Origin of the sequence: Methylocaldum sp. GT1TLB, assembly GCF_051027445.1 — a bacterium.
Taxonomy (GTDB): domain Bacteria; phylum Pseudomonadota; class Gammaproteobacteria; order Methylococcales; family Methylococcaceae; genus Methylocaldum.
Map to the genome: position 1 here is coordinate 212,673 of NZ_CP194898.1, position 22,839 is coordinate 235,511.

Annotated in this window: 23 protein-coding genes and 1 other RNA gene; 13 read left to right on the plus strand and 11 right to left on the minus strand. The window is 55.2% G+C overall.

The genetic code is table 11. The annotated features are described in order from the left end of the window. Positions 1–128 precede the first annotated feature (128 nt). The 4 genes from ACR2R1_RS00930 to ACR2R1_RS00945 all read right to left on the minus strand — a co-directional run bounded on the left by ACR2R1_RS00930 (position 129) and on the right by ACR2R1_RS00945 (position 3,176). Positions 129–233, minus strand: coding sequence for a Fic family protein (locus ACR2R1_RS00930; RefSeq protein ID WP_205780690.1), 105 nt, complete (start codon positions 231–233; stop codon positions 129–131). 584 nt (positions 234–817) lie between these two features. Continuing rightward, positions 818–1,176, minus strand: a transfer-messenger RNA (tmRNA) gene (ssrA, locus tag ACR2R1_RS00935). 290 nt (positions 1,177–1,466) lie between these two features. Beyond that, positions 1,467–1,937 (minus strand): hypothetical protein, encoded by a 471-nt coding sequence (locus ACR2R1_RS00940; RefSeq protein ID WP_077729893.1) that lies wholly within the window; start codon positions 1,935–1,937, stop codon positions 1,467–1,469. A gap of 129 nt (positions 1,938–2,066) precedes the next feature. Beyond that, entirely contained in the window at positions 2,067–3,176 is a 1,110-nt protein-coding gene (locus tag ACR2R1_RS00945) for a multicopper oxidase domain-containing protein (RefSeq protein ID WP_434112260.1), read from the minus strand. Between the two features lie 177 nt (positions 3,177–3,353). On the opposite strand from ACR2R1_RS00945, the gene cysD reads away from it, so the two are divergent. Both cysD and cysN read left to right on the plus strand, forming a co-directional pair. After that, positions 3,354–4,262 carry a sulfate adenylyltransferase subunit CysD gene (gene cysD / locus ACR2R1_RS00950; RefSeq protein WP_434112262.1) on the plus strand — a complete coding sequence of 303 codons (909 nt, stop codon included), beginning with the start codon at positions 3,354–3,356 and terminating at the stop codon, positions 4,260–4,262. A 77-nt stretch (positions 4,263–4,339) separates the two neighbouring features. Further along, entirely contained in the window at positions 4,340–5,992 is a 1,653-nt protein-coding gene (gene cysN, locus ACR2R1_RS00955) for a sulfate adenylyltransferase subunit CysN (RefSeq protein ID WP_077729891.1), read from the plus strand. On the opposite strand, the gene ACR2R1_RS00960 is transcribed toward cysN, so the two are convergent. Further along, positions 5,960–8,356 carry a DNA internalization-related competence protein ComEC/Rec2 gene (locus ACR2R1_RS00960; RefSeq protein ID WP_434112264.1) on the minus strand — a complete coding sequence of 799 codons (2,397 nt, stop codon included), beginning with the start codon at positions 8,354–8,356 and terminating at the stop codon, positions 5,960–5,962. The two genes, cysN and ACR2R1_RS00960, sit on opposite strands and share 33 nt — an antisense overlap. Before the next feature lie 75 nt (positions 8,357–8,431). On the opposite strand from ACR2R1_RS00960, the gene ACR2R1_RS00965 reads away from it, so the two are divergent. After that, positions 8,432–9,073 (plus strand): DUF2062 domain-containing protein, encoded by a 642-nt coding sequence (locus tag ACR2R1_RS00965; RefSeq protein WP_077729890.1) that lies wholly within the window; start codon positions 8,432–8,434, stop codon positions 9,071–9,073. Here ACR2R1_RS00965 and lolD read toward each other — a convergent pair. The 3 genes from lolD to fur form a co-directional block, all read right to left on the minus strand. Continuing rightward, positions 9,070–9,792, minus strand: coding sequence for a lipoprotein-releasing ABC transporter ATP-binding protein LolD (gene lolD / locus ACR2R1_RS00970; protein WP_133718668.1), 723 nt, complete (start codon positions 9,790–9,792; stop codon positions 9,070–9,072). The two genes, ACR2R1_RS00965 and lolD, sit on opposite strands and share 4 nt — an antisense overlap. After that, on the minus strand, positions 9,785–11,032 hold the full coding sequence (locus tag ACR2R1_RS00975) for a lipoprotein-releasing ABC transporter permease subunit (RefSeq protein WP_077729888.1): 1,248 nt from the start codon (positions 11,030–11,032) through the stop codon (positions 9,785–9,787). The genes lolD and ACR2R1_RS00975 overlap by 8 nt, the downstream gene beginning before the upstream one ends. Before the next feature lie 64 nt (positions 11,033–11,096). Further along, positions 11,097–11,528 (minus strand): ferric iron uptake transcriptional regulator, encoded by a 432-nt coding sequence (fur, locus tag ACR2R1_RS00980; RefSeq protein ID WP_077729887.1) that lies wholly within the window; start codon positions 11,526–11,528, stop codon positions 11,097–11,099. Between the two features lie 78 nt (positions 11,529–11,606). Between fur and ACR2R1_RS00985 the strand changes: the two genes are divergently transcribed. Continuing rightward, positions 11,607–12,059: an outer membrane protein assembly factor BamE gene (locus ACR2R1_RS00985; RefSeq protein WP_086135079.1), complete on the plus strand. Its 453-nt coding sequence runs from the start codon at positions 11,607–11,609 to the stop codon at positions 12,057–12,059. A gap of 29 nt (positions 12,060–12,088) precedes the next feature. Here the strand turns inward: ACR2R1_RS00985 and ACR2R1_RS00990 are convergent, their stop codons facing one another. Next, entirely contained in the window at positions 12,089–12,358 is a 270-nt protein-coding gene (locus ACR2R1_RS00990; RefSeq protein WP_077729886.1) for an RnfH family protein, read from the minus strand. Between the two features lie 31 nt (positions 12,359–12,389). Continuing rightward, positions 12,390–13,742 (minus strand): sodium-dependent transporter, encoded by a 1,353-nt coding sequence (locus tag ACR2R1_RS00995; protein ID WP_086135020.1) that lies wholly within the window; start codon positions 13,740–13,742, stop codon positions 12,390–12,392. A 107-nt stretch (positions 13,743–13,849) separates the two neighbouring features. Between ACR2R1_RS00995 and smpB the strand changes: the two genes are divergently transcribed. The 4 genes from smpB (at position 13,850) to ACR2R1_RS01015 (ending at position 17,482) form a co-directional block, all read left to right on the plus strand. Beyond that, positions 13,850–14,329 carry an SsrA-binding protein SmpB gene (gene smpB / locus ACR2R1_RS01000; RefSeq protein WP_434112268.1) on the plus strand — a complete coding sequence of 160 codons (480 nt, stop codon included), beginning with the start codon at positions 13,850–13,852 and terminating at the stop codon, positions 14,327–14,329. Positions 14,330–14,445: 116 nt separating this feature from the next. After that, the gene (locus ACR2R1_RS01005) at positions 14,446–15,699 is read left to right on the plus strand and encodes a D-alanyl-D-alanine carboxypeptidase (RefSeq protein ID WP_166642680.1); all 1,254 of its coding nucleotides are present in this window, start codon (positions 14,446–14,448) and stop codon (positions 15,697–15,699) included. Positions 15,700–15,746: 47 nt separating this feature from the next. After that, a complete protein-coding gene (locus tag ACR2R1_RS01010) occupies positions 15,747–16,832 on the plus strand; it encodes an AI-2E family transporter (protein WP_077729882.1) in 1,086 nt (361 codons plus the stop codon). Between the two features lie 203 nt (positions 16,833–17,035). Beyond that, positions 17,036–17,482 carry a plastocyanin/azurin family copper-binding protein gene (locus ACR2R1_RS01015; RefSeq protein WP_077729881.1) on the plus strand — a complete coding sequence of 149 codons (447 nt, stop codon included), beginning with the start codon at positions 17,036–17,038 and terminating at the stop codon, positions 17,480–17,482. A 184-nt stretch (positions 17,483–17,666) separates the two neighbouring features. Here the strand turns inward: ACR2R1_RS01015 and ACR2R1_RS01020 are convergent, their stop codons facing one another. Beyond that, the gene (locus ACR2R1_RS01020; RefSeq protein WP_240502472.1) at positions 17,667–18,332 is read right to left on the minus strand and encodes a helix-turn-helix domain-containing protein; all 666 of its coding nucleotides are present in this window, start codon (positions 18,330–18,332) and stop codon (positions 17,667–17,669) included. 377 nt (positions 18,333–18,709) lie between these two features. On the opposite strand from ACR2R1_RS01020, the gene ACR2R1_RS01025 reads away from it, so the two are divergent. From ACR2R1_RS01025 to carA, 5 genes are all read left to right on the plus strand, one after another. Further along, positions 18,710–19,105 (plus strand): group II truncated hemoglobin, encoded by a 396-nt coding sequence (locus ACR2R1_RS01025; RefSeq protein WP_077729879.1) that lies wholly within the window; start codon positions 18,710–18,712, stop codon positions 19,103–19,105. Between the two features lie 31 nt (positions 19,106–19,136). Beyond that, the gene (locus ACR2R1_RS01030) at positions 19,137–19,976 is read left to right on the plus strand and encodes an ATPase (RefSeq protein ID WP_086135023.1); all 840 of its coding nucleotides are present in this window, start codon (positions 19,137–19,139) and stop codon (positions 19,974–19,976) included. 33 nt (positions 19,977–20,009) lie between these two features. Beyond that, positions 20,010–21,080, plus strand: a complete 1,071-nt coding sequence (metA, locus tag ACR2R1_RS01035) for a homoserine O-succinyltransferase MetA (RefSeq protein WP_086135024.1) — start codon at positions 20,010–20,012, stop codon at positions 21,078–21,080. A 188-nt stretch (positions 21,081–21,268) separates the two neighbouring features. Further along, entirely contained in the window at positions 21,269–21,505 is a 237-nt protein-coding gene (locus ACR2R1_RS01040) for a CDGSH iron-sulfur domain-containing protein (protein WP_077729876.1), read from the plus strand. A 163-nt stretch (positions 21,506–21,668) separates the two neighbouring features. Then, positions 21,669–22,829: a glutamine-hydrolyzing carbamoyl-phosphate synthase small subunit gene (gene carA, locus ACR2R1_RS01045; protein ID WP_434112272.1), complete on the plus strand. Its 1,161-nt coding sequence runs from the start codon at positions 21,669–21,671 to the stop codon at positions 22,827–22,829. Positions 22,830–22,839 lie beyond the last annotated feature (10 nt).

The window sequence follows — 22,839 nt, forward strand, 5'->3', positions numbered from 1 at the left end:
AACTCGATAAAGGGAGCTGAGTCGGTTTGCTTCATGCTGTTTTGCAGTGCCTGGTAGTACTTCGCCTGATGCTTATAGATCAGGCTTTCTACCGGGATGCCGGCGAACGAGGGATTCCAGCGGGAAGGTTAAGGTCTGCCACGGTCCCCCATGCGGCCGTTGCCGTCTGTGAAGGGATGGATGAACTTGAACTCGTAGTGAAACACGGAACTGGTAATCAGAGTGCTCTTCACCGGTCGCCAGCCACCGGAAGAGGTCGTGCATCAATACCTGGACGTGATCCGCTGGAGGCGTCACTCACCACATACCTTTCGAGGTCGCTCGATATGGGCGATCGTGACGGTCGTGCCCTCTATGTCCAGATCAAAGTCTTTCTCGGGTGATCTGGACCAGGTTCGCCCAGAAACGGCTGGCGTGATTTCCGAGGCGTACGTGCGCGAGGTAAAAGTGTTGTTGCACGAAAAGCGGCGTAAGTTGTGAACATCCAAAGTAAAACGCGCCGCCGAAAGAGGTCAGACGCGGTTTTCATCTCGTTGAGGCGGCGTCAATCGGAAATCGACGAAAGCCTTATGGAGTAAGACTTTCAGTCATTCCAGCTTGATCGGCTTTGCCCCGGCCTTTGTATTGCGGATCGCGGCGCGGTATCGGTCAGAGCATGGAGGTAACGCCTTGTAGGATAACTGAATTACCCCGAAAGTGCCCCCAGTTACCCCGGATGTCAACGGACTCTATAGGATCGCGATGGATGGAATATAAACGAAAAAGCCCGCATTTACGCGGGCTTACGGATTTCTTTGGATGTCTTTGAATGGGTGTTTGGTGGAGGCGGCGGGAATTGAACCCGCGTCCGCGAATCCTCCGCCTTTGGCTCTACATGCTTATCCGACTCTATTGATTTAACCGGTCGCTACCCGAGCGGCAGGGAAGACGGCCGGCGGTTCCGTTAGGTTTTAGCGAATCGGCCCCGGACAGACCTCATCGCGAGCTTACAATTGGGTTACCCCCGAAAACCGACGCCTATAAGCGGGCTTCGGATCAGAGGCCGGCCGGATTAAGCGGCCAGAGCGTAGTTGTCGTCGTTGGCAACTATATTGGTTGCAGATTGATTAACGAGGTTATCTGCACCTCGGCATGCACCTCGGGTTTTGCGATCCTCGTCGAAGCCAAGTCGCCCCCTAGGTCAGGAAGATAGACAGTATAACGGCAAAAAAGTTTCGAGCAACCAGCGTTTGAGTCGTGGCGCGATAATCGTGCGAAACAGCTTTTCTTGGCGGAACGTTGCGATACGCTGAAGGGATCGGGTAATGCAGGCTAGCGACTACCGGCAGGGGACAAATTTCAATCACGCTAAAGCGGCATGGCGCTATGCGCTCATCTCTCGTGAGATGCAGTCTTCCTTAAGGCCGGAAGGGTGTTTCCGGCCTTAAGCACGGACAAGTCCGTGAGTAGAACTGGTTTTCAGTCTTTCAGAGATCGTCCATCCATTCCGCGTCGCGGACGAAGCGGTGTTTCTCTTGTTCTTCCATCTCCGCGAGATTCGCGAACACTTCTTTGGCATGCGGATCGTCGACGATGATTGCCGCTCCTTTATAGAGTTCGATCAGCGCGTTGTCGAAGGCCATGGCGATCTTTATGACGTCATCGACGGACATATTGGGCCTAACGGCGCAATTCTTTAGCAGTTGTTCGACGTTGGAGCCTGGAGAATATTGGAGCCAGAAATTGAGGATGCTCTTGCGCGATCCATCTTCGAACCGCTGCATCGCCTGTTCCCGATTTTTTTCGTGGCGGCTGAGGTAATCCAAAAGCATTTTTACCCGAGCCTGATCGTTTTGTTGGTTCAGCGAATCGTAAAGTTCTGTCAGTTGGCTGTGTAGTTGAATACCGTAGTCGAGCACATCTTTAACTTGCTCGAAGTTATGCATCTGCTGGTCCATATGGCACTCCGAAAGTGTTATTCGGCAGGTTTCATACGGTTCGAAGCATCTCTCTTTTGGCATCGCAAGGCAATAGTGCAATCGTGCGGTCGGTTCGACCTGCGGAATTCCGCAGGCGCGACCTGATTGTCACTTTCGGCGCGTGACCGTATAACTGGCCATCATGCCCGCGTCGATGTGGTCATTGACGTGGCAGTGATACATCCAGACGCCGGGATTGTCGGGTTTCATATCGACGGTGACGTGGGTTCCCGGAAGCAGATTCACGACATCTACGCGGCGCCCGGTCTCGGTGAGCGTATTGCCGTGCCAATGCGGGGTATGGAGATCGACTTCGGTTCCGAGGGACAGTTGATACCAGCGCACGGTTTCGCCTTCTTTCATCGTCATTCCCGGAAGGTTGTGATAGACGTAGCCGTTCATGCTGTGCATCAAGTTGCTTTCGACGAAGCTTTCGTCTTCTTTCTTGTCCGTGGCGGCCGGTGCGAAGGTGCTGATGTTCTTGTCCAAAAAGAAACTCTTGTTTTCGTCGAACACGGTGAACAGCACGACGAATTCGCGGTCGATGCCTTTCAGTTTACCGTTGTTCTGCAGAACCCCGCGGCGGGAAATGATGATGGGTCCCACCAGGCCGGTATTCGTGTCGACCACCTCGTTGACATGGGAATGATAAAGCCACACGATCGAACTCGGGTCCTCGGGACCCGGACCCGAACGTTCAGGTACTTGCCAGAGATAGGTATGGGTTTCGCCCGGTTCGACCGTATCGTCTTTGCGGTCATCTCCGGATGTGCCGTCCGCGTAATGAGTGCCTTCGCTGTCCTTCCGGTAAAGCACGCCGTGCGGATGGAGTGAAATCGGCATGTTTGCCAGTTTATTCCTCAGCACCACTTTGATGGTGTCGCCGACGTTGGCACGAATGACAGGCCCTAGTATCCCTAAGTGCCGCCACTCGGGCGGACGTTCCTTGATTTGGGTAAAGCTGGCGTCGGCGTACTCGATATAACGCGCTTTGTAATACTGTCGGCCGATCCGATCGGCGTTATTCCCTTCGACGAAGACTTTCTCGTCCTCGTTGAATTCTGCGCCATGCATGGGATTGACGGGATAGGAGGGGGCGTAGTCCCACAAGATTTCTTCGGCGGCGATGTAGTAGGTTCGCGTCGAATTGGCCGTCACGGCTCCGGAAAACAGCAGTAGAACCGCCAAGTGTGAAAGGAGAATTCGGATCTGGATCACGGCGAAAAACCTGGGACGGGGAATCGATCGAAAAAGCGTGAGATAATGATAATCAATATCATTATAGGATGCCAGTATTTGTTCCCCCGGAGTGGCTGACGGCTTTTATGATAGTATTGAGCGCCATTAACAATGGGATGAATCTCTTTCCGGGTTTCGGGATCAACACTCTTTTCCATGAACGAACACACACTTACCCATCTCAAGCAGCTGGAAGCCGAAAGTATTCACATCATTCGCGAGGTGGCTGCCGAGTTTGAGCGTCCCGTAATGCTCTATTCGATCGGCAAAGATTCCGCAGTCATGCTGCATCTCGCGATGAAGGCGTTTTTTCCCGGCAAACCGCCTTTTCCGCTCATGCATGTCGATACGACCTGGAAATTCCGGGAGATGATCGAGTTTCGCGATCGCCGCGCCCACGATCTGGGTCTGGATCTCATCGTGCACGTCAATATGGAGGGCGTGGAACAGGGCATTGGTCCTTTCACTCACGGCAGCAAGAAACATACGGATGTCATGAAAACCGAGGCTCTCAAGCAAGCCTTGAACAAATACCAGTTCGATGCGGCATTCGGCGGCGCGCGCCGGGACGAGGAGAAGTCGAGGGCGAAAGAACGCGTTTATTCCTTCCGTGACCGAAACCATCGTTGGGACCCGAAAAATCAGCGGCCGGAGCTGTGGAATCTCTACAACGGCAAGATCAACAAGGGCGAGAGCATCCGGGTGTTTCCGCTTTCGAGCTGGACCGAGCTGGATGTTTGGCAGTACATCTATCTGGAGAACATTCCGATCGTCCCGTTGTATTTCGCCAAAGAGCGGCCGGTGGTCGAGCGCGATGGGATATGGATCATGGTGGACGACGATCGCATGCCGCTGGCACCCGGCGAAAAGCCGATCATGAAGATGGTCCGCTTCCGTACCCTGGGTTGCTATCCCTTGACCGGCGCCGTCGAATCGACCGCCGCCACCTTGCCCGACATCATCCAGGAGATGCTGCTGACCAAGACGTCGGAGCGCCAAGGGCGTGTCATCGATCACGATCAAGCGGGGTCGATGGAAGAGAAGAAAAAAGAGGGTTATTTCTGATTTTCGCTATGGAAGGTGCCGAGCGTGCATTCAACGTTGGCGTCTGCGTCTGACCCATTCATCCAGTGAATTAGTCTATGTCTCATCAGTCCGAGCTCATCAGTTCCGATATCCACGCCTATCTCGCTCAGCACGAGCGCAAGGAATTATTGCGCTTCTTGACCTGCGGCAATGTCGACGACGGCAAGAGCACCCTGATCGGGCGCCTTTTGCACGATTCGAAAATGATTTACGAGGACCAGCTGGCGGCGATCAAGAAGGACAGCGTCAAATCGGGTACCACCGGCGGCGATATCGACTTGGCGCTGTTGGTCGACGGGCTCCAGGCCGAGCGGGAGCAGGGCATCACCATCGATGTGGCCTACCGGTATTTCTCCACGGCGAAGCGGAAATACATCATCGCCGACACGCCGGGGCACGAGCAGTACACCCGCAACATGGCGACCGGAGCGTCCACCTGCGATTTGGCCATCATTCTGGTCGATGCGCGCCACGGCGTGATGACGCAGACCAAGCGTCACAGCTTTATCGTGTCCCTGCTGGGCATCAGGCACGTGGTCGTAGCCATCAATAAGATGGATCTAGTCGGCTACAGCTCCGATGTATTCGAGCGTATACGCAGCGATTACCTGGCGTTCATCGAAAAACTGGATATTCACGATGTCCGCTTTATCCCGCTGTCGGCTTTGAAGGGGGACAACGTCGTCAGCCGTAGCGAGGAAATGCCCTGGTATCAGGGGCAGGCGCTGATGGAGCTTTTGGACACCATCGAGATCGCCAAGGACCAGAATTTTACGAATCCGCGCTTTCCGGTGCAGTACGTCAATCGACCGAATTTGGATTTCCGCGGTTACAGCGGCACCGTGGCCGCGGGGGTTTTTCGCAAGGGCGATCCGATTACGGTGCTGCCGTCCAAGAAGACCAGCCGCATCAAGTCCATCGTGACTTACGACGGAGAACTGGAAGAAGCATTTCCGCCTCAAGCCGTTACGATCACGCTTACGGATGAAATCGACGTGAGCCGCGGCGACATGCTGGTCCGTTCCGATGACTTGCCGATGCTCGGCACCCGTTTCAAGGCCCATATCGTGTGGATGACCGAGGCGCCTTTGGTTCCGGGCCGCCAGTATTATCTGAAGCAGATGACCAAGGTGGTCAACGGCTCGGTTTCTCAGATCCATCACCGCGTCGATATCAATACCTTGGAGCAGCTTCCGGCGGACCAGCTCAAGCTGAACGAAATCGGCTTGTGCGAGGTCTCCCTGAGCGGGCCGATCGCGTTCGATCCTTACAAGGTTTGCAAGGGCACCGGATCGTTCATCGTCATCGATCGCCTGACCAACGTCACCGTCGGCGCCGGCATGATCCTAAGTCAGGCGGACGGCGAATCCGGTTTACGGCGGGTGACGGTTGAAGAGCGGAGCGCGCGTTTCGGACAAAAGGCGGTGACGCTATGGATTACCGGCGAACGCCGGCACGATGTGGCGTATGAACTCGAACGGAAGCTCTTCGATGTCGGGCATGCCAGCACCGTTTTGGATAACGAGGCGCTGGGCGTACAGGTTCAAGCCATTGCAGAGCAGATCAACCATGCCGGACTGATCTGCATCTGTCCTTGCGAAGCAAGCCCGAGTGGCGACGGTTTGAGCGCGCTCCATGTTTCGGCCGATGAAATGGAAGCGGACGAAGTGCTTGCGTTATTGAAGGAAACTCAGGTCCTCGAGTTCTGATCGTCTTACTTGATTTTTCGTTTCCGCCCATTCCGCCATCGCCGCGGAATGAGCATTCCAGTATCGGCCGTTTTCCCTGCGGTAGCTTTCCAGTTTTAGATCATCCTTCCGGTTGCCTACGAGCACGGTAAGTGCGCCTGTCTCGGCGGTATTCAGTACCGGTATGTTCATGTCTCCGTAGCGTTGCAGCACCGCCCGATGAGGAAACCCGTATCGGTTCAGATAGCCTGCGGGAATGAGAGCGTAACGAGGCTTCACGGCAGCCAAAAAGGCGGAGCTTGAAGAGGTTTTACTGCCATGATGGGGGACGACCAGAATGTCGCTGGCTAAAAGATGCCCGTAACGGTCAACCAATAGGCGTTCACCGGTTTTTTCGATGTCGCCGGTCAATAGTGCGCTGCCGCCGGGCCCGCTGATTTTCAATACGCAGGAATTGTCGTTCTCGCGCTCGCTTTTTTCGATGGGCGCGAGCATCTCGAATTTGACGCCGTCCCATTCCCAGGACTGTTCGGCTTTGCAGGTTTCAGTCGAAAATTCCGATAACTTTTCCGGCACGCTGGTATAAGTCCGCCCGACCACAAATCGTCTGAGCAGCGACGGCGCGCCGCCGATGTGGTCGTTGTCGCCGTGACTTACGATCAAGGCGTCGATGCGCTCGATCCCGCGATGGCGGAGATAAGGCTCGATGACGGCGGAGCCGATATCGAACCGGCTCCCGAACCGGGCTCCGGTGTCGAAGATCATGAGGTGTTCGCTAGTCTCGACGGCAACGCCGAGTCCCTGGCCTACATCGAGCAGGGTAAGCAGGAAGCCCGCTTGAGGCGGCCTATCGGGCTGCGCGGTCACGGCCGGAACGGCCAGAACGAGACCGAGCCAGCGCGCCGGAATGCCCTTGGGGGATAGCAGCAGCACGAAGCCGCTCAATGCCAGCGGAATGGTCCAGAACGGCGGTCCGGCATGGGTCCACTGAGCCACCGGCTGTTCGGCAATCCATTGGAGAAAAGGCCACGTCCATTCAAGCAGGCGTGATGCCAGGATCAGCAGCGCTTCGCCCGCCACCGGCAGTATCGGTAACAGCAGTGCGCCGGTCAGGCAAACCGGAATCAGCAGCAAGCCGATCACGGGGACGGCAAACAAGTTGGCAATTGGAGAAATGATCGAAACCTGCTGAAAGAATAACAACAGCATGGGTGCAAGGCCTAGCGAGGTGGCCCAGTTCACCCGCATCATGGCCCGCCAACCGCCGATTTCGCCTCTTCTGTATGAAACAGCGAAAAGGATTAGAGCGACAGCTGTGAAGGAAAGCCAGAATCCCGCCGAAAGAACCGCCAACGGATCGTAAAGCACCACGGCCAGCAAGGCCGTCGCGAGGACATGAAAACTATTGAGATGCCGCTGGCCGATGACGGCGCCCATGACGATGCCGATCATAATCATGGCGCGTTGAGTGGGAATCGCGAAGTTCGCCAGCGCCGAGTAGAAGAGGGCGGCCGCAAAAGCACAAACGGCCGCAACAGGCGGCGGCGACCAGCGCATGATGCCCAACCTCGACCACATTCGGCGTATGACGAAAAAGACAAATCCTGCGACTAAACCGATATGCGAGCCGGAAATCGCAACCAGGTGAGTCGTGCCCGTGCGCCGAAGCACGTCCCATTGAATGGGCGTAATGTCATCGTCGACTCCCATGACCAGAGCCTTGATGATTCCGGCTGCGGGTTCGTCGTTCAGTGTTGCCGAAAGGCTATCGTAAAGGGCCTGCCTCCAAATTTCGAATGAATACCGGTTGTCTCCCGCATCGAGCCGCCGATTGTCCGGAGACTTCGCGACGTAACCGACCGCGCGGATTCCCTGGGCAAACAGCCATTGTTCGTAGTCGAGACTTCCCGGGTTCAGCATTCCATGCGGCGGCTTGAGCTTTACTCTGAGCTGCCAGCGTTCGCCCGCTTTTGGCGAAACTCCGCGGTCATACCAGCTCAGGCGAACGCGTGACGGCGAACTTAGGTCGTCGGGCTGTAGAGTTTGTTCAATATCGAAGTCGAAACGGAAACCGTGGTCCACGGGCTGGGGAATGGTACGAACGACGCCTTCGACGACGGCCGTTTGTCTCTCAGTTGCAGTCGGAAGACCTTGGTCGAGTCGAATTCCGGCAAAGGCAAGCGCCCAGAGGATGCCGAACGCAAATGCTGCCGGAAAACGCAGCTTATAATAAACGGCTAGACCGAAAGCGGAGCTCAAGAGGACGAAAGCCCAGGCACCGGGCAAAGACGGAAGTTGCTGGACAGCGCTGACCCCGCCGACAAAGCCGATGGCTAGCGGAAGAACCAGCGGGCTGCGGGTTTGTGGATGGAGAATTTCATTCAACTTTGAATTTCAAATCCGTACAATAGCGCGCCTTTTACCTAAAAAAATAGTTCACAACCATCCCAGTTAAGGGCTATGCCTAAAAAGTTTTTTAAGCGCTACTTGCCGGACCCGAAAAAAGTAAAGGAAATTAAATCGCTGGAGTTTTTGGGGGATAAGCTTCACTCGCCGAATTTATGGCATCTGAACCGTCGGTCGGTATCACGGGCTTTTGCCATAGGGCTATGGGCCATGTATACCCCGCCATTGCCCTGGCAACAAATCATCGCCGCGGTTTTGGCGATCTATTTCAATGCCAATTTACCTATCGCCGTGGCCTTGGTCTGGATTACCAATCCGCTGACCTGGGTGCCGATGTATTACTTCGCCTACAAGGTAGGCGCGCTTGTTATGGGACAAGCAGCTTTCGACTTCGATCAGTTCTCGGAACTGTTCACCATAGAAAAAGCATTGGAGTTAGGGGCACCCTTGCTGATTGGTTGCGCCATTCTGATGCACCTCGGGGCCGTCCTAGGCTATTTCGGCATACTTTTCATGTGGCGGCGATCCGTGCGACATCAGGTGGAATTGAGAAAGTTCCGCAATGCGGAATTGAGTACGGCCATTATGGTCCGGGAAAGCTACGCGTCGTACAAGAAGTTCCTGGAACACCGGCACAAGCATCAGAACGATCGATTGATCGGAGCAGCGAAACCTGTCGCGAAGAAAGCAGGCTAATCGTAATGCTGCTTTAGGCGGACGGGTTCGGATGTGTTTTCCGGCTTGACGATCCGTCCGTCTTCCAAATGCAATATCGTATCCATCCGCTGAGCCAAAGACGGATCGTGAGTGACGACTAGGAAACTCACCCCGTTTTCTTGGTTCAGCTCCAGCATGAGTTGATACACCTGTTCCGCGGTTTTTCGATCCAGATTTCCGGTTGGTTCGTCAGCCAAAACGCACTTCGGTTTCGTGACCAGCGCACGGGCGACGGCTGCGCGCTGGCGTTCGCCGCCCGATAATTCTCCGGGTTTATGCTCCAGACGTTTGCCGAGTCCGACCCGCTCCAACATCGACGCTGCGCGCTTTCTTGCTTCATGTATCGGCAGCTTCGCTATCAAAAGCGGCATGGCGACGTTTTCCAGTACCGTGAATTCACCCAGCAGGTGGTGGAATTGATAGACGAATCCAAGCACCCGGTTACGCAGTTGGGCGAGCTTGCGTTCGTTCAGTGTTCCCAGGTCCACGCCGTCCAGTTGGACTTGCCCTCGGGTTGGCGCGTCTAGACCCCCGAGTAAGTGCAAAAGCGTGCTTTTGCCCGAGCCGGACGCTCCCATAATGGCGACCTGCTGTCCCGGTTCGACGGAAAGCGTTATGCCCTGCAACACATCGACGCTCAGATTGCCTTGGGCATAACGCTTGTGCAGATCGCGGCACTGCAGCACCGGCTTATTCATAACGGAGTTCCTCGGCGGGCTTGATGCGAGATGCCTGCCAGGCCGGATAGATCGTCGCCAGGATGGAAAGCAGGAAGGCCATGCCGGTAATCCGGTACACGTCGGACCAGATCAGTTTCGACGGCAGCTCGCTGATGTAGTAAACGTCGGCCGACAGGAAATGAACGCCGAACAACCGCTCGATCGCCGGTACGATGGTTTCCACATTCCACGCCAATAAGACTCCGCCGACACCGCCCAGCAAGGTGCCGAACGTACCGATGACCGTACCGAGCACGATAAATATTCCCATGACTTCGAGTGGAGTCATGCCCTGGGTTCGGAGGATCGCGATATCCGAACGCTTGTCGGTGACCACCATAACTAGTGTGGAGACGATGTTGAAAGCGGCGACCGCGACGATGAGTAGGAGAATGATGAACATTACCCGCTTTTCGGTTTGTATGGCTTTGAAGAAGTTGCTGTGCGACTGCGTCCAGTCGGCAATCTGATAACGCCCATCGAGTTTGGGGCCAAGGTCCCGCGCCACTCGCTGCGCGTAAAATACGTCGTCCAGCTTGAGTCTAAGCCCCGATATGGCGTCATCGAGGCGAAACAGCTTGGCGGCGTCTTCCAGCTGAATCAGCGCCAGATTCCGGTCGTACTCATACATCCCGACCTGGAAAACTCCGACTACCGTAAAGCGCTTGAGGCGCGGCAGAATGCCGGCGGGTGTTGCCGTAAGTTGCGGGGTGATGACGGTCACCTTGTCGCCGGTGAGGACACCCAGATAATCAGCCAGCTCAGAACCGAGAATAATGCCGAATTCGCCGGGTTTGAGCGCTTCGAGGTGGCCTTCCACGATGCGGTTGGCGACCTCGGACACGCGCGGTTCGTAGTCGGTCATGATGCCGCGCAGCATCACGCCGCTAACTCGGCGGTCCGAGTTGAGCATGGCTTGACCTTCGATATAAGGTGCCCAGCCTAGAATACGGGAGTCTTGTTCGAGCGGGGGTTCAAGCGAGCGCCAGTTCCGCAGTTGGCCATCCAAGCCGGAGATGGAGGCATGCGAAGTCATGCCCAGTATGCGTTCGCGAAGTTCCGCTTCGAATCCGTTCATTACTGACAGTACTGTAATCAAGGCGGTGACGCCCAAGGCGATGCCCAGAACCGAAGTGAAGGTAATGAACGAAATGAAGCGCGTGCGCCGCTTAGCCCGCGTATAGCGCAGACCGATGAAAAAGATCAGTGGCTTAAACATGCGCCGATATCGACCGGGCTCCGCAAAAAGTGAGCTTCATGGGGAAAAAGAAGGTTGTCGGGAATCAGAGAGGCGATTGGCCCTTTTGGCAATCCATGCAGATGCCGTAGAGACAGAGCGAATGATCCGTCAGCTTAAAATGCTTCTCGTTTGCTATTTCGTTTTGGCGGCGCTCGATGAACTCGTCGCTGAATTCTTCGACTCGGCCGCACTTGACGCATACGATGTGATCGTGATGCTCGCCGCGGTTTAGCTCGAAGATCGAGTTTCCGCCTTCGAAATGATGGCGTTTGACCAAGCCCGCCGCCTCGAATTGGGTCAGGACTCGGTAAACTGTGGCCAAGCCGATTTCTTCACCCTCGCTGAGCAGCGACTTGTAGACTTCTTCCGCTGTCAGGTGTCGATCCGATCCGCTACGGTTTTCCAGCATCTCTAGAATCTTGACGCGCGGGAGAGTCACTTTAAGCCCGGCGTTTCGTATGTCTTGACTTTCCAAAGCGGCAACCTACGCAGTGTTTTAACTCTGTCGATCGAGTATGATTGGACGTTGGGTCCGATTCTCCGCAATCATAACATGCCGAAGCGTTTCATCGTAATAACCTACTGCCTGACTCTGTTTTTAGCCGGCTGTTCCACCGAAAAGCTTAAAGAGTCCCTACCTGGGGTGTACCGGCTCGACATCCATCAGGGCAATATCGTTTCTCAGCAAATGGTGGATCAACTTCGGCCCGGTATGACCAAGCGGCAAGTGGCATTCATCATGGGTACGCCACTGGTCGTCGATCCTTTCCACGACGATCGCTGGGACTATATCTATTCCAACGAGCCCGGTGGCAAGCAACGGATGCAGAAGCGGATTACCCTGGTTTTCGACAAGGATGAATTGATCGGGCTTCAGGGTGACTTCCGACCGGGCAACCTTCCCGAGATTGAACCCGGCAAGGATGTGACGATCGATATCCCGAAGATCGAGCGCGAGAAAAGCTTGTGGGAAAAGATCACGGGTTTGTTCCGAAAAGGCGATTAGTAGAGTGCGAGGAGTCTCGGTCCGCGGTTCTACTTCTTCGCTGCCCGCGCGCGCCGAGCTTCTTTGGGGTCGGCGATCAAGGGGCGATAAATCTCCACTCGGTCGCCCGGCTTTATCGGTTGGTCGATGGAGCAGACCTTGCTGAAAATTCCAATCTTGTCCTTTGTCAGGTCGATCTCCGGGAAACGGTCCAGGATACCTGATGCGGCGATGGCGGTTTCCGCTGTCGCATTTTCCGGTACGTTCACGGTGAGAATGACCTGTACATCCGGTTTCGCGTAAGCGACTTCGACTTTCATTTCTTTTGCTGCTTGTCCGATCTTTACCGAATCAAATCACGCCGACGGCGCTAAGGGTGACGAGGGCGACAGCCAAGGGAGAAACGTAGCGAATAGTAAAACGCCAATAGTTATAAGCCGACCCCATTTCGAGCTCCGTTTCCGAGGTCTCGCGCCTCATGATCCAGCCGGCAAATAAGGCAACCAAGATGCCGCCAACGGGCAACATGATATTGGCCGTGAGAAAATCCACGAGCTCGAAGAAATTCTTGCCGAACCAGGTATTTCCGGACCATAGATTGAACGAAAATACGGTTCCGAGCCCCAACAGCCAGCAGCCCAGTCCGCTCCAAAGACAGGCCTTCTCGCGGCTCATCGCCTGGTTTTCGGACAGCCAGGCCACGGCCGGTTCGATCAAGGCAATCGCGGAAGTAATCGCCGCAAAAAATACGAGAACGAAAAACAACACCCCGAACAGTGAACCGCCGGGCATTTGACCGAAGGCGATGGGCAGCGTCTGAAAAATCAGGCCGGGGCCCATGGTCGGCTCCAAGTGGTTGGCGAATACGATTGGAAAAATGGCAACACCCGCCAATAAAGCCACTAGGGTGTCCGCGGAGGCGACAAAAATGGTAGACCGCGAAATCGAAACATGATCAGGGAGATATGAGCCGTAGATCATGATTGCGCCCATGCCCAATCCGAGAGAGAAAAAGGCCTGCCCCATCGCGACCAGCACGCTCTCGCCGTTGATGCGGCTGAAATCCGGCTTGAACAGGAACGACATTCCCTGGCCGAATCCGTCGGAACTCATCGCATAACCGTCCAGGAGTATGAGCATGATGAACAAGCCCGGCATCATGAAGCGCGTGGCTCGCTCCAGTCCGCCGCTGACGCCGCGGCTGACGATGAGCATCGTGGCGGCCATGAAGACAGTGTGCCAGATAAACTGAATTTCCGGAGCGCTTTTGAGGTCGTCGAATACCCGTGCGGCGGTTTCGGCGCTGATATGGCTCATGTAGCCGCTGTTCATCTTCAAGATGTAGACCATCGACCAGCCGGCGATGACCGAGTAATAGGACAGAATCAGGAAGCCCGACAATACGCCGAGCCAACCGGCATAGTGCCAGGCAGGACCGGCTTTCGCTTCCTGTGCCAGCGACAACATGGTATTGATAGGATTTTGCCGACCGCGGCGCCCCAGCATGGTCTCTGCGATCATGATCGGAATACCGATGGCAGCGACGCATAAGAGGTAAACCGCGACGAACGCTCCGCCTCCGTTTTCGCCGGCCAGATAGGGAAACTTCCAGATATTCCCGAGGCCTATGGCCGAACCGCTTGCAGCCAGAACGAACGCCAAGCGCGATGACCATTGGTTGTGCAGAAAGCGTTGATCGGTCATGTGTTCTCCGAATTATTATGCTGAGCCAATCGAAGGTCCGGGCAACCCGAGGTTGGGGTAAAATAACAAGATTTTTCCATCGAGTCAGGCAATTTAGTCTTAAGTACATGGCCGCAAAGAAAAACAAGGATACAGCCGGAAGTGGCGCCATCGCTCTCAACCGGCAAGCCACGCACGAGTATTTCATCGAGGAGCGCTACGAGGCGGGACTAGTCCTGCAAGGGTGGGAGGTGAAAAGCTTGCGTGCGGGAAGAGCACAGCTGAAGGAGAGTTATGTCACGCTGAAAAACGGCGAAGCCTGGCTGCTCGGAGCACATATTTCTCCGCTGGCTTCTGCCTCCACCCATGTCACACCCGATCCCATCCGAACCCGGAAGCTGCTCCTGCATCGTCGAGAATTGAGCAAGCTCATCGGTCATGTGGAACGCAAAGGTTATACTTTAATTCCGCTCGCGCTGTATTGGAAAAGCGGACGTGCCAAGCTGGAAATCGGTTTAGCGAGAGGTAAGAAGCAGCACGATAAGCGTGCCGCCGAAAAGGAAAGGGACTGGCAGCGCGAAAAGCAGCGCGTATTGAAGCAGCGCTGAGACTGAATTTTTGGATCTGGTCTCTCCTGCCCAGCGGGTTGCCTCAGGAGTGAATTTCCGGCTGCCCCGTGCAGATTTGGCAAAAATCACGCATTCATAAGAATTTGACGATAACGATGCATTGGATTGAGCACAATCACCTCTTGGTCTTGGCTTTATTGGTCTTGGCGACTGGCTTTTTCTTCGCTCATCGAGCGGAGGCCGGTCCTTATGCGGCACTAGTGGTGGAAGTCGAATCCGAGCGTCCACTGTTCGAGCGGAATGCCGACGAGTTGAGGCATCCGGCATCGCTCACCAAGATGATGACGCTTTATCTGGTCTTCGAAGCTTTGGCTAACGGACGCCTATCTTCCGATACCCTATTTCGGGCGTCCCGGTTTGCGGTTCTTCGTCCCCCGTCGCGATTGGGGTTGAAATCAGGCGATACGATCACGGTCGAGCAAGGCATATTGGCTTTGGTAACCCGGTCCGCAAATGATGCGGCGGCGGTGATAGCCGAGGGAATGGCCGGCTCCGAGTCCGCATTCGCGCAGCTGATGACCGAGAAAGCTCGCGAGCTGGGCATGGAGCGCACCGTCTACCGAAATGCGTCCGGCTTGCCCGATCCCAATCAAGTCACGACGGCTTGGGACCAGTTCCGGCTCGGGAAGTCCCTGTACAAACATTTTCCCCAGTACTATCCCTACTTCTCTACGACCCAGTTCCAGTTCGAGGGCCGTAGCTTTCATAATCACAACCATCTCCTGAAAAACTATCCGGGAACGGACGGGATCAAGACCGGGTTCGTCAATGCGTCCGGTTTTAACCTCGTTGCATCGGCGCGGCGAGGCGGTCAACGGCTGATAGGGGTAGTTTTTGGCGGAACCAGCGCTTCGGCGAGGGATGCCCATATGCAGGATATACTCGACTACGGCTTTGCGCAGCTCAACGGATTGGAATACGAGGTGCGTACGGCCTCCTTTGACCAACCGGAACCGCCTGCTTTACTCTCGCGTCCAAAATTGCCTGAACGGTCGGTCGAGAAGTCGGGCGGAAAGAAAAACGTCAAGTTAGCGGGAGGCAACAGGCGCTCCGCCGATGAAGGAGATGGACGCGAGAAATCGGGCACCAATCGTGGAAAGCAGGCCTGGCACATTCGTGTGGGCACATTTTCCGCCGAAAAGCCGGCGGAACAGCGGCTGTCGAAGGCTTTGAAGCTCGCTCCATATCCGCTTCGTCATGCACGTGCAACGGTGACCGCGCGCTCACAGGGCAGAAAAAAGCTCTATCTGGCCATTTTCAACGGAATGACGAAGGAGGACGCAACCGCGGCCTGTCAGGCGCTCAAACGTAAACGCATAGAATGCGTTTCGGGGCGCTCGTCTAGGTGAGTCGACGCCGGTGCTTGTCATATTCGTGAACCGTTAACAGGGCGGGGATGGCTAATTTGAACAAATGCATGGCAGTAGCCGGCATTCTCGCAGTCGGCTGGCTGATTTATTTATTGATGCCCATTTTGACGCCTTTTGTGGCCGGCGCGCTGATAGCCTACCTGAGCGATCCCCTTGCCGACCGTTTGGAAGCGCTCGGACTAAAACGTCAAAATGCCGTCATCGTCGTGTTTGCAGTCATCGTTTTGGTTATCGGTCTAGTGCTTCTGCTGATCATCCCAATGTTAGAGGAGCAGATCAGCCGGTTCATCGATAATCTCCCCGCATACACCCGCTGGTTTAAAACGTCCGTTGTCCCTTGGGTGCAAAAACATTTAGGAGTCCGCATCAAGTTTGTCGATCTGGAACAGGTGGCCGGGGTTTTGAGCGGGCATTGGCAGCAGGCGGGAGGGGTGGCGACCACTGTGCTGTCCTCTTTGTCGCATTCCGGCGCCGTAGTCATCTCGTGGCTGATGAATCTGGTGCTGATTCCGGTGGTCATCTTTTATCTGCTGAGGGACTGGGATGACATAGTCGCCCGTGTCCACGATCTCTTGCCCCGTCGCTGGGCGCCGGTTGTCGTCATATTGGCGGAAGAATCGGATGAAGTGTTGAGTGCCGTGTTTCGAGGTCAGTTTGCGGTCATGGCCGCTCTGGGCACGATTTACAGTATCGGATTATGGCTGGCCGGACTGGACTTGGCGCTTCTTATCGGCATGTTTTCCGGGCTGATCAGTTTCATACCGTATGCGGGTTCCATCTCCGGCGTGGTGGCTGCATCGATAGCGGCGTTGGCACAATTCGGAGATTTGTGGTCGATCGTCCCGGTTTTGGCTGTATTCGGCGTAGGCCAAATGCTTGAGGGCGTTTGGTTAACCCCGTGGCTGATAGGAAATAAGATCGGACTGCATCCCGTCGCGGTCATTTTTGCTGTTCTGGCGGGCGGTCAGCTGTTTGGTTTCCTAGGGGTGTTGCTCGCATTGCCCGTTGCTTCGGTAATCATGGTGATGATTCGGCATATTCATGGCTTTTATAAAATGAGCGATCTGTACGGCGACGACTCTTCTGAGGGAAATTCCGGACAGTTCGGCTGATGAGCCGTGGAAATACGGTTTTCGATGCGCAGGCTTAAATATCATTCATAGCTAATTAAGCCAAATTGGTGTATCATCCTGCGCCGCGGTGTACGGTGATATATCGGATCAGTTCAGGAAAACGGCTTTGGCAAAACAGGGTTTGTTGTCCGATTTGCCTGGTATCCGTGAGAACGAAAAACAGTAGTGTTGGAGGTTATGTAATGATTTTTGCTAAGAAAGCGATGCTTGCTGTGGCGGGTGTGGCGATGCTGGCATCGGCCGCCGTTAACGCGGAGACGATCGAAGTAAAAGGCCAAGGTGTGAAATTCGCGCCCGAGTTTATTCACGCTAAAGTTGGCGATGTTATTTCGTTCCGCAATATGGCGACCCATTTCGTGGAGAGCGTAGAAGGCATGTGGCCGGAAGGGGCTCCGAAAATGCTGTCCGCTATGGGCGCCGATTACGACTATGCCGTCGAGAAAGAGGGTCTGTACGTCTTCAAATGTCCGCCGCACTGGGGTGCTCGCATGGGCGCCGTGATGGTAGTGGGCCAACCGGCTGATCTGGACGCTACGGTAGAAAAATACCTTCAGGTTGCCGATACCGTTAAAGAAGCGAAGCCTGCGAAAGGTCTTCTAACGAAATTCAAAGAGTCTGAGAAGAAATAATTATCCTTTTTCAGTCTCTACTTAAAGGCGCGCCGAGTTCAGCTCTGCGCGCCTTTTTTCGTTTAGGTCTTGTGAGGCGATATTTCTCTATGGGTTGCCGGCCGGTATCCCGTGGCGCTAGGGACATTGCCGTCCCGCGAAGATCCGAATTATTCGGGCTTGTTGAAAATGCGGTTAGGCTGAATCAGCGGTGGGTATATGTGGCTCTCAATGCCTCTAGATCCAGTATACGGATATGTTTATGGCGGACCGTAATCAGCCCGGCATCTTCTAGATTCCGCAAGGTACGGCTGACCGTCTCGAGTGCTAATCCCAAAAAATTGCCTATTTCCTGACGAGTAAGGGTGAGATTGAAGTCCACCGGCGAAAAGCCGCGTTTTCGAAGGCGGTCGGACAGATTCAGGATAAACATGGCAACCCGGTCTTCTGCCGCGCGCTTGTTGACAATTACTTGATCCGTTTCCTCGTCCAGCTTGGCGCTGGCATGGCGGAAAAGTTCCCGCAGCAAATTCGGTACTTCGTGGCACAATTGGTCGAGTTGATTGGCGGGAAGTTCGCAGTAGCTCAAGGTTTCGAGCGCGATTGCAGAGCACTTGTGGTGATTCGTGGCCAGTGCGTCGAAACCTAATAGTTCCCCCGGTAACAGCAAGCCGGTGATGTATTCGTAGCCTTGCGCGTCGTAAATGACGGTCTTGGCCGTTCCTCCCTTGATCGCGATGACCCCGCGGAACTTGTCGCCCTCGCGGAAGAGATGCTCGCCTCGTTGTAAGGTTTTCTTACGAGCGACGATGCGGCTGATGCGTTCGATATCCTCCTGGGCTAATCCCCGAGGAATGCACAATGAAGTCAAACTGCAATTTTGACAGGTAACTTGCAGTTTCGTCTTAAGGTCGAGCGAAGGTGTTGTGGTCACGAGTTCGATTGGACGGATAATCAGCCGGGATAAACCGTTTGCAGTTTTTGACGATTGGTAACAAGTCGGAGGCGGATGCTAATAGTTGCTCAAGCCGCGTATTCCATCGCATGAGCGCCCATAATCGCGAGGCGATGGCCTTGCGTCAAGTCATCAAGCGGATAACCAGCGTGTATCGCTAGCGCGGTTGATTCGCTCGCGGTGTTTTATATTAAACATATCATCTCAAATTGGGGAGACCGCCCGATCGAGTTAAACCGCTCAGGAACCGAACCTGTTAAAATTCGCGCGATTTTTGACGTATCGGAATTATGATGAATCCCCCCGACGTAATGACCCCTTACCAACTCGTCGGCGGCGAGAGCGCCGTTCGGGAACTGGTGGAAAGATTTTACGGGTACATGGATGTAATGCCGGAAGCTCTCGATATTCGAGCGATGCATCCTGCGGATTTGGCCGGTTCGAAAGACAAGCTGTTCAAGTTTCTGTCCGGTTGGCTGGGAGGTCCCGATCTTTTTCAGGAGGAGTTCGGGCATCCGCGCCTTCGGATGCGGCATTTTCCGTTTTCTATCGGCACGAAGGAACGGGATCAATGGCTGCTTTGTATGTATAAGGCTCTCGACGATATGCCCCTGGACCCCGCTTTGCGCGAGTCTCTGGCCCGGGCATTCGCGCAGACTGCGACTCACATGATCAACCGGGGCGAGTAACCGCTCATTACACACTGACACGGAACATACCATGAGAATGAGCCCCAAGGCGTTCTTGGACTGGGAGACCAAACGCATCACGCTGCTGGGCATGTCCGGCGTCGGCAAAACGACGCTGGCCAATAGTTTGCCCAAGAAGACGTGGTTCCATTACTCCGGCGACTATCGAATCGGCACCCGGTATTTGGATGAGCCGATTCTCGACAATATCAAGCGGCAAGCCATGGACGTGCCGTTCTTGCGCGATTTGCTGCGTTCCGATTCGATTTATATCCGCAGCAACATCACCGTAGACAACTTGGCGCCGGTTTCGACGTTCCTCGGGAAAATCGGCGATCCGGCGAAGGGCGGACTCACTCCGGCCGAGTTCAAGCGTCGTCAGGCCCTGCACCGGCAGGCCGAAATCGCCGCCATGCGCGACGTGCCGGAATTTATCGAAAAGGTCGACTCTATCTACGGCTACAAGCATTTCATCAATGACGCGGGCGGCAGCGTCTGCGAACTGGAAGATCCGGAAACCATCAGGATTCTCGCCGAGCACACGATTATTCTGTATATCAAGACCACTCCGGAATTGGAGCATCTTCTAATCGAGCGCGCTCAACGCGATCCCAAGCCGCTGTACTATCGGGAAGAGTTTCTGGACCGGCAACTCGCCGAATTCATGGCGGAAAAAGCCTATTCGGCCATCGAGGATATCCCGCCGGACGAATTCGTTTCCTGGGTGTTTCCCCGGCTGTTCCGCGCGCGCTTGCCCAATTACCAGGCCATCGCCGACGAATACGGCTACACCGTCGATGCCAATGAGATTGCGAACGTTCGAGGTGAGAACGATTTCATTCGTCTCATCATGGACGCCTTGGGGCGCTGATCGCGTTAATTCAGTTTCGGAGAGCTTGAAGACATGCCTTTGGTAGCGCACACCGAATTGCCCACGTTCAGGCGCTTGAGGGAGGAGGGGCAGGAAATCCTCTCGGTCGAGCGCGCTCGCCATCAGGACATCCGAGAAATGCATATCGGGCTTCTCAATATGATGCCGGATTCGGCTCTGGAGGCGACCGAGCGGCAATTTTTTCGCCTGGTTGGGGCCGCCAATCCGATCGTGCAGTTTCACATGCATCCGTTCACGATCGAAGGCATACAGCGGAGCGAACAGGCGCAAAACCATATCGACCGCTATTACGAGACCTTCGGGCAAATCAAACGCGATGGGCTCGACGGGCTGATCGTGAGCGGCGCGAACGTCACTCATCCGCATCTTCCTGAGGAGGCGTTCTGGCAACCGTTGACCGAAGTGTTCGACTGGGCGAAGCAGAACGTCACGTCCATTTTATGTTCGTGTCTCGCGACCCATGCGCTGTTTCAGTATTGCCACGGCGTAGAGCGCACTCATTTGGGCTTCAAGCGTTGGGGAGTCTATTCCCACCGAGTGGTCGAGCGGCGCCATCCTTTGGTTGCCGACATCAATACCCGTTTCGACGTGCCTCACTCCCGTTACAATGAAATTTTTCGGGAAGATATGGAAGCTGCCGGGCTTAAAGTTCTGGTTGAAAGCGAGGAGGCGGGCGTCCATCTCGCGGTGAGCCCGGACCTGTTCCGCGTAGTCTATTTCCAAGGGCATCCGGAGTACGACACGATCAGCCTGCTGAAGGAGTACAAGCGCGAAGTGATGCGCCACTACCACGGAGAACGCGAGGATTATCCGCCGTTTCCGGAACATTATTTCAATTTGGACGTGGGCGGTGTACTTAACGAATACGGTCAACATCTCCGAAGCGCCCGGCGCCTTGGCAAAACGCCTCCGGAGTTTCCCGAAGAGGAGGTGATCCGGCATTTGGACAACACTTGGCGGGATACTGCGAAAGCGGTGTTCAACAATTGGTTGGGGTGTATTTACCAAGTCACCGATCAGGACCGCCGTAAACCGTTTATGGACCATATCGATCCCGATAATCCTCTGGGGCTAAGAATATGATTCGGCGTGGCTCTGTGCGGAACCGCGATTAGTCGTTCCGAGTCGTATCTCCGAAACTCGGGACGATGGGGCGCACGTACGGCGAACTCCGGCCGCTCGAAAACTGATCATGGATTATCCAGACTGATGACAGATCAGGCCTATTTATGTCACCTTCTTTGCCCTTAGAACGAGAACAGGAGATAGCCATGTCCGAACCGACCATCCCTCAGAAGGCCCCGTACGCCATGGATCTAGCGCCGGGTAAATACTGGTGGTGTGCCTGCGGGCGATCCGCCAAGCAACCGTTTTGCGATGGTTCCCATAAGGGAACGGAGTTTTCGCCAGTAGTTTTCGAACTTGCCGAGGCAAAGAAAGTCTGGCTCTGCGGCTGCAAGCATACCGATAAGCAACCCATGTGCGACGGAACCCACAGCCGATTGTGAAGACTCCGAAGGGTGGGGCGTCGACCGGACGGTTGACTGACCCTCATAGACAGCAGATGCCCATTTTTCGTAAAATCCCCGTTAAATTAGCGATATCCACGAATAACAGCAACGGGACGGACCATATGGTCCCTCCCGTTTTGCATGTCTAAGGTGACACAAATTGAACACGCTCGCATTGCTGGCCTTGGAAGACGGCACCGTTTTTCGGGGTATATCCATCGGAGCAGAAGATTGTTCCGTCGGTGAAGTGGTTTTCAACACGTCCATAACCGGCTACCAGGAAATCCTGACGGACCCATCCTATGCCCGCCAAATCGTAACGCTCACGTATCCGCACATCGGTAACGTCGGCATCAACCGTGAAGACGTGGAGTCGGGGGGCGTGTATGCCAGCGGACTGGTTGTTCGCGACGTGCCGACGCGCTTGAGCAATTGGCGGGCCGACAAGAGTCTCCCGGAGTATCTGAAAGAAAATAGGGTGGTTGGCATTGCCGGAATCGACACCCGGAAACTGACCCGCGCTCTTCGCGACAAGGGAGCCCAGCGCGGTTGCCTTATCGCCGGTAAAGAGATCGACCCGGATTATGCCGTCGCCAAAGCGCGGGAATTTCCGGGGCTGCAAGGCATGGACCTGGCCAAGGAGGTCACCGCACGACAAAGCTATGCGTGGTCGGAAACGTCCTGGCGGCTCGGGCCGGGATACGGCGAACTCGATCAGAATCGCTTCCATGTGGTCGCATATGATTTCGGCGTCAAACGCAATATTCTTCGCCTTCTCGCCGACAGGGGTTGCCGCTTAACGGTAGTTCCGGCCACCGTATCGGCCCGCGAGGTTCTGGCATTGAACCCGGACGGAATCTTCTTATCGAACGGACCGGGCGATCCCGAGCCCTGCGATTACGCCATCCAAGCAATCCGGGAGTTTCTGGACATCCAGATTCCGGTATTCGGTATATGTCTCGGCCATCAGTTGTTAGCTTTGGCAAGCGGCGCGAGGACGATGAAGATGAAGTTCGGTCACCACGGCGCCAACCACCCCGTTCAGGAACTGGATACCGGTCGCGTATTGATCACGAGCCAAAATCACGGCTTCGCCGTGGACGAACGGAGTCTTCCAGGAAACGTGCGGCCGACTTACCGTTCGCTCTTCGACGGCAGCTTGCAAGGTATCGAGCTGGCCGATCGCCCGGCCTTCAGTTTTCAAGGCCATCCCGAGGCCAGTCCCGGACCGCACGACCTGACGCCGTTGTTCGACCGCTTTATCGAAAGCATGGCCTGTCGCCAGGACGGCCGGTCCGCACGCACGGTACCCGCAGGTTGAGTTTATTCGC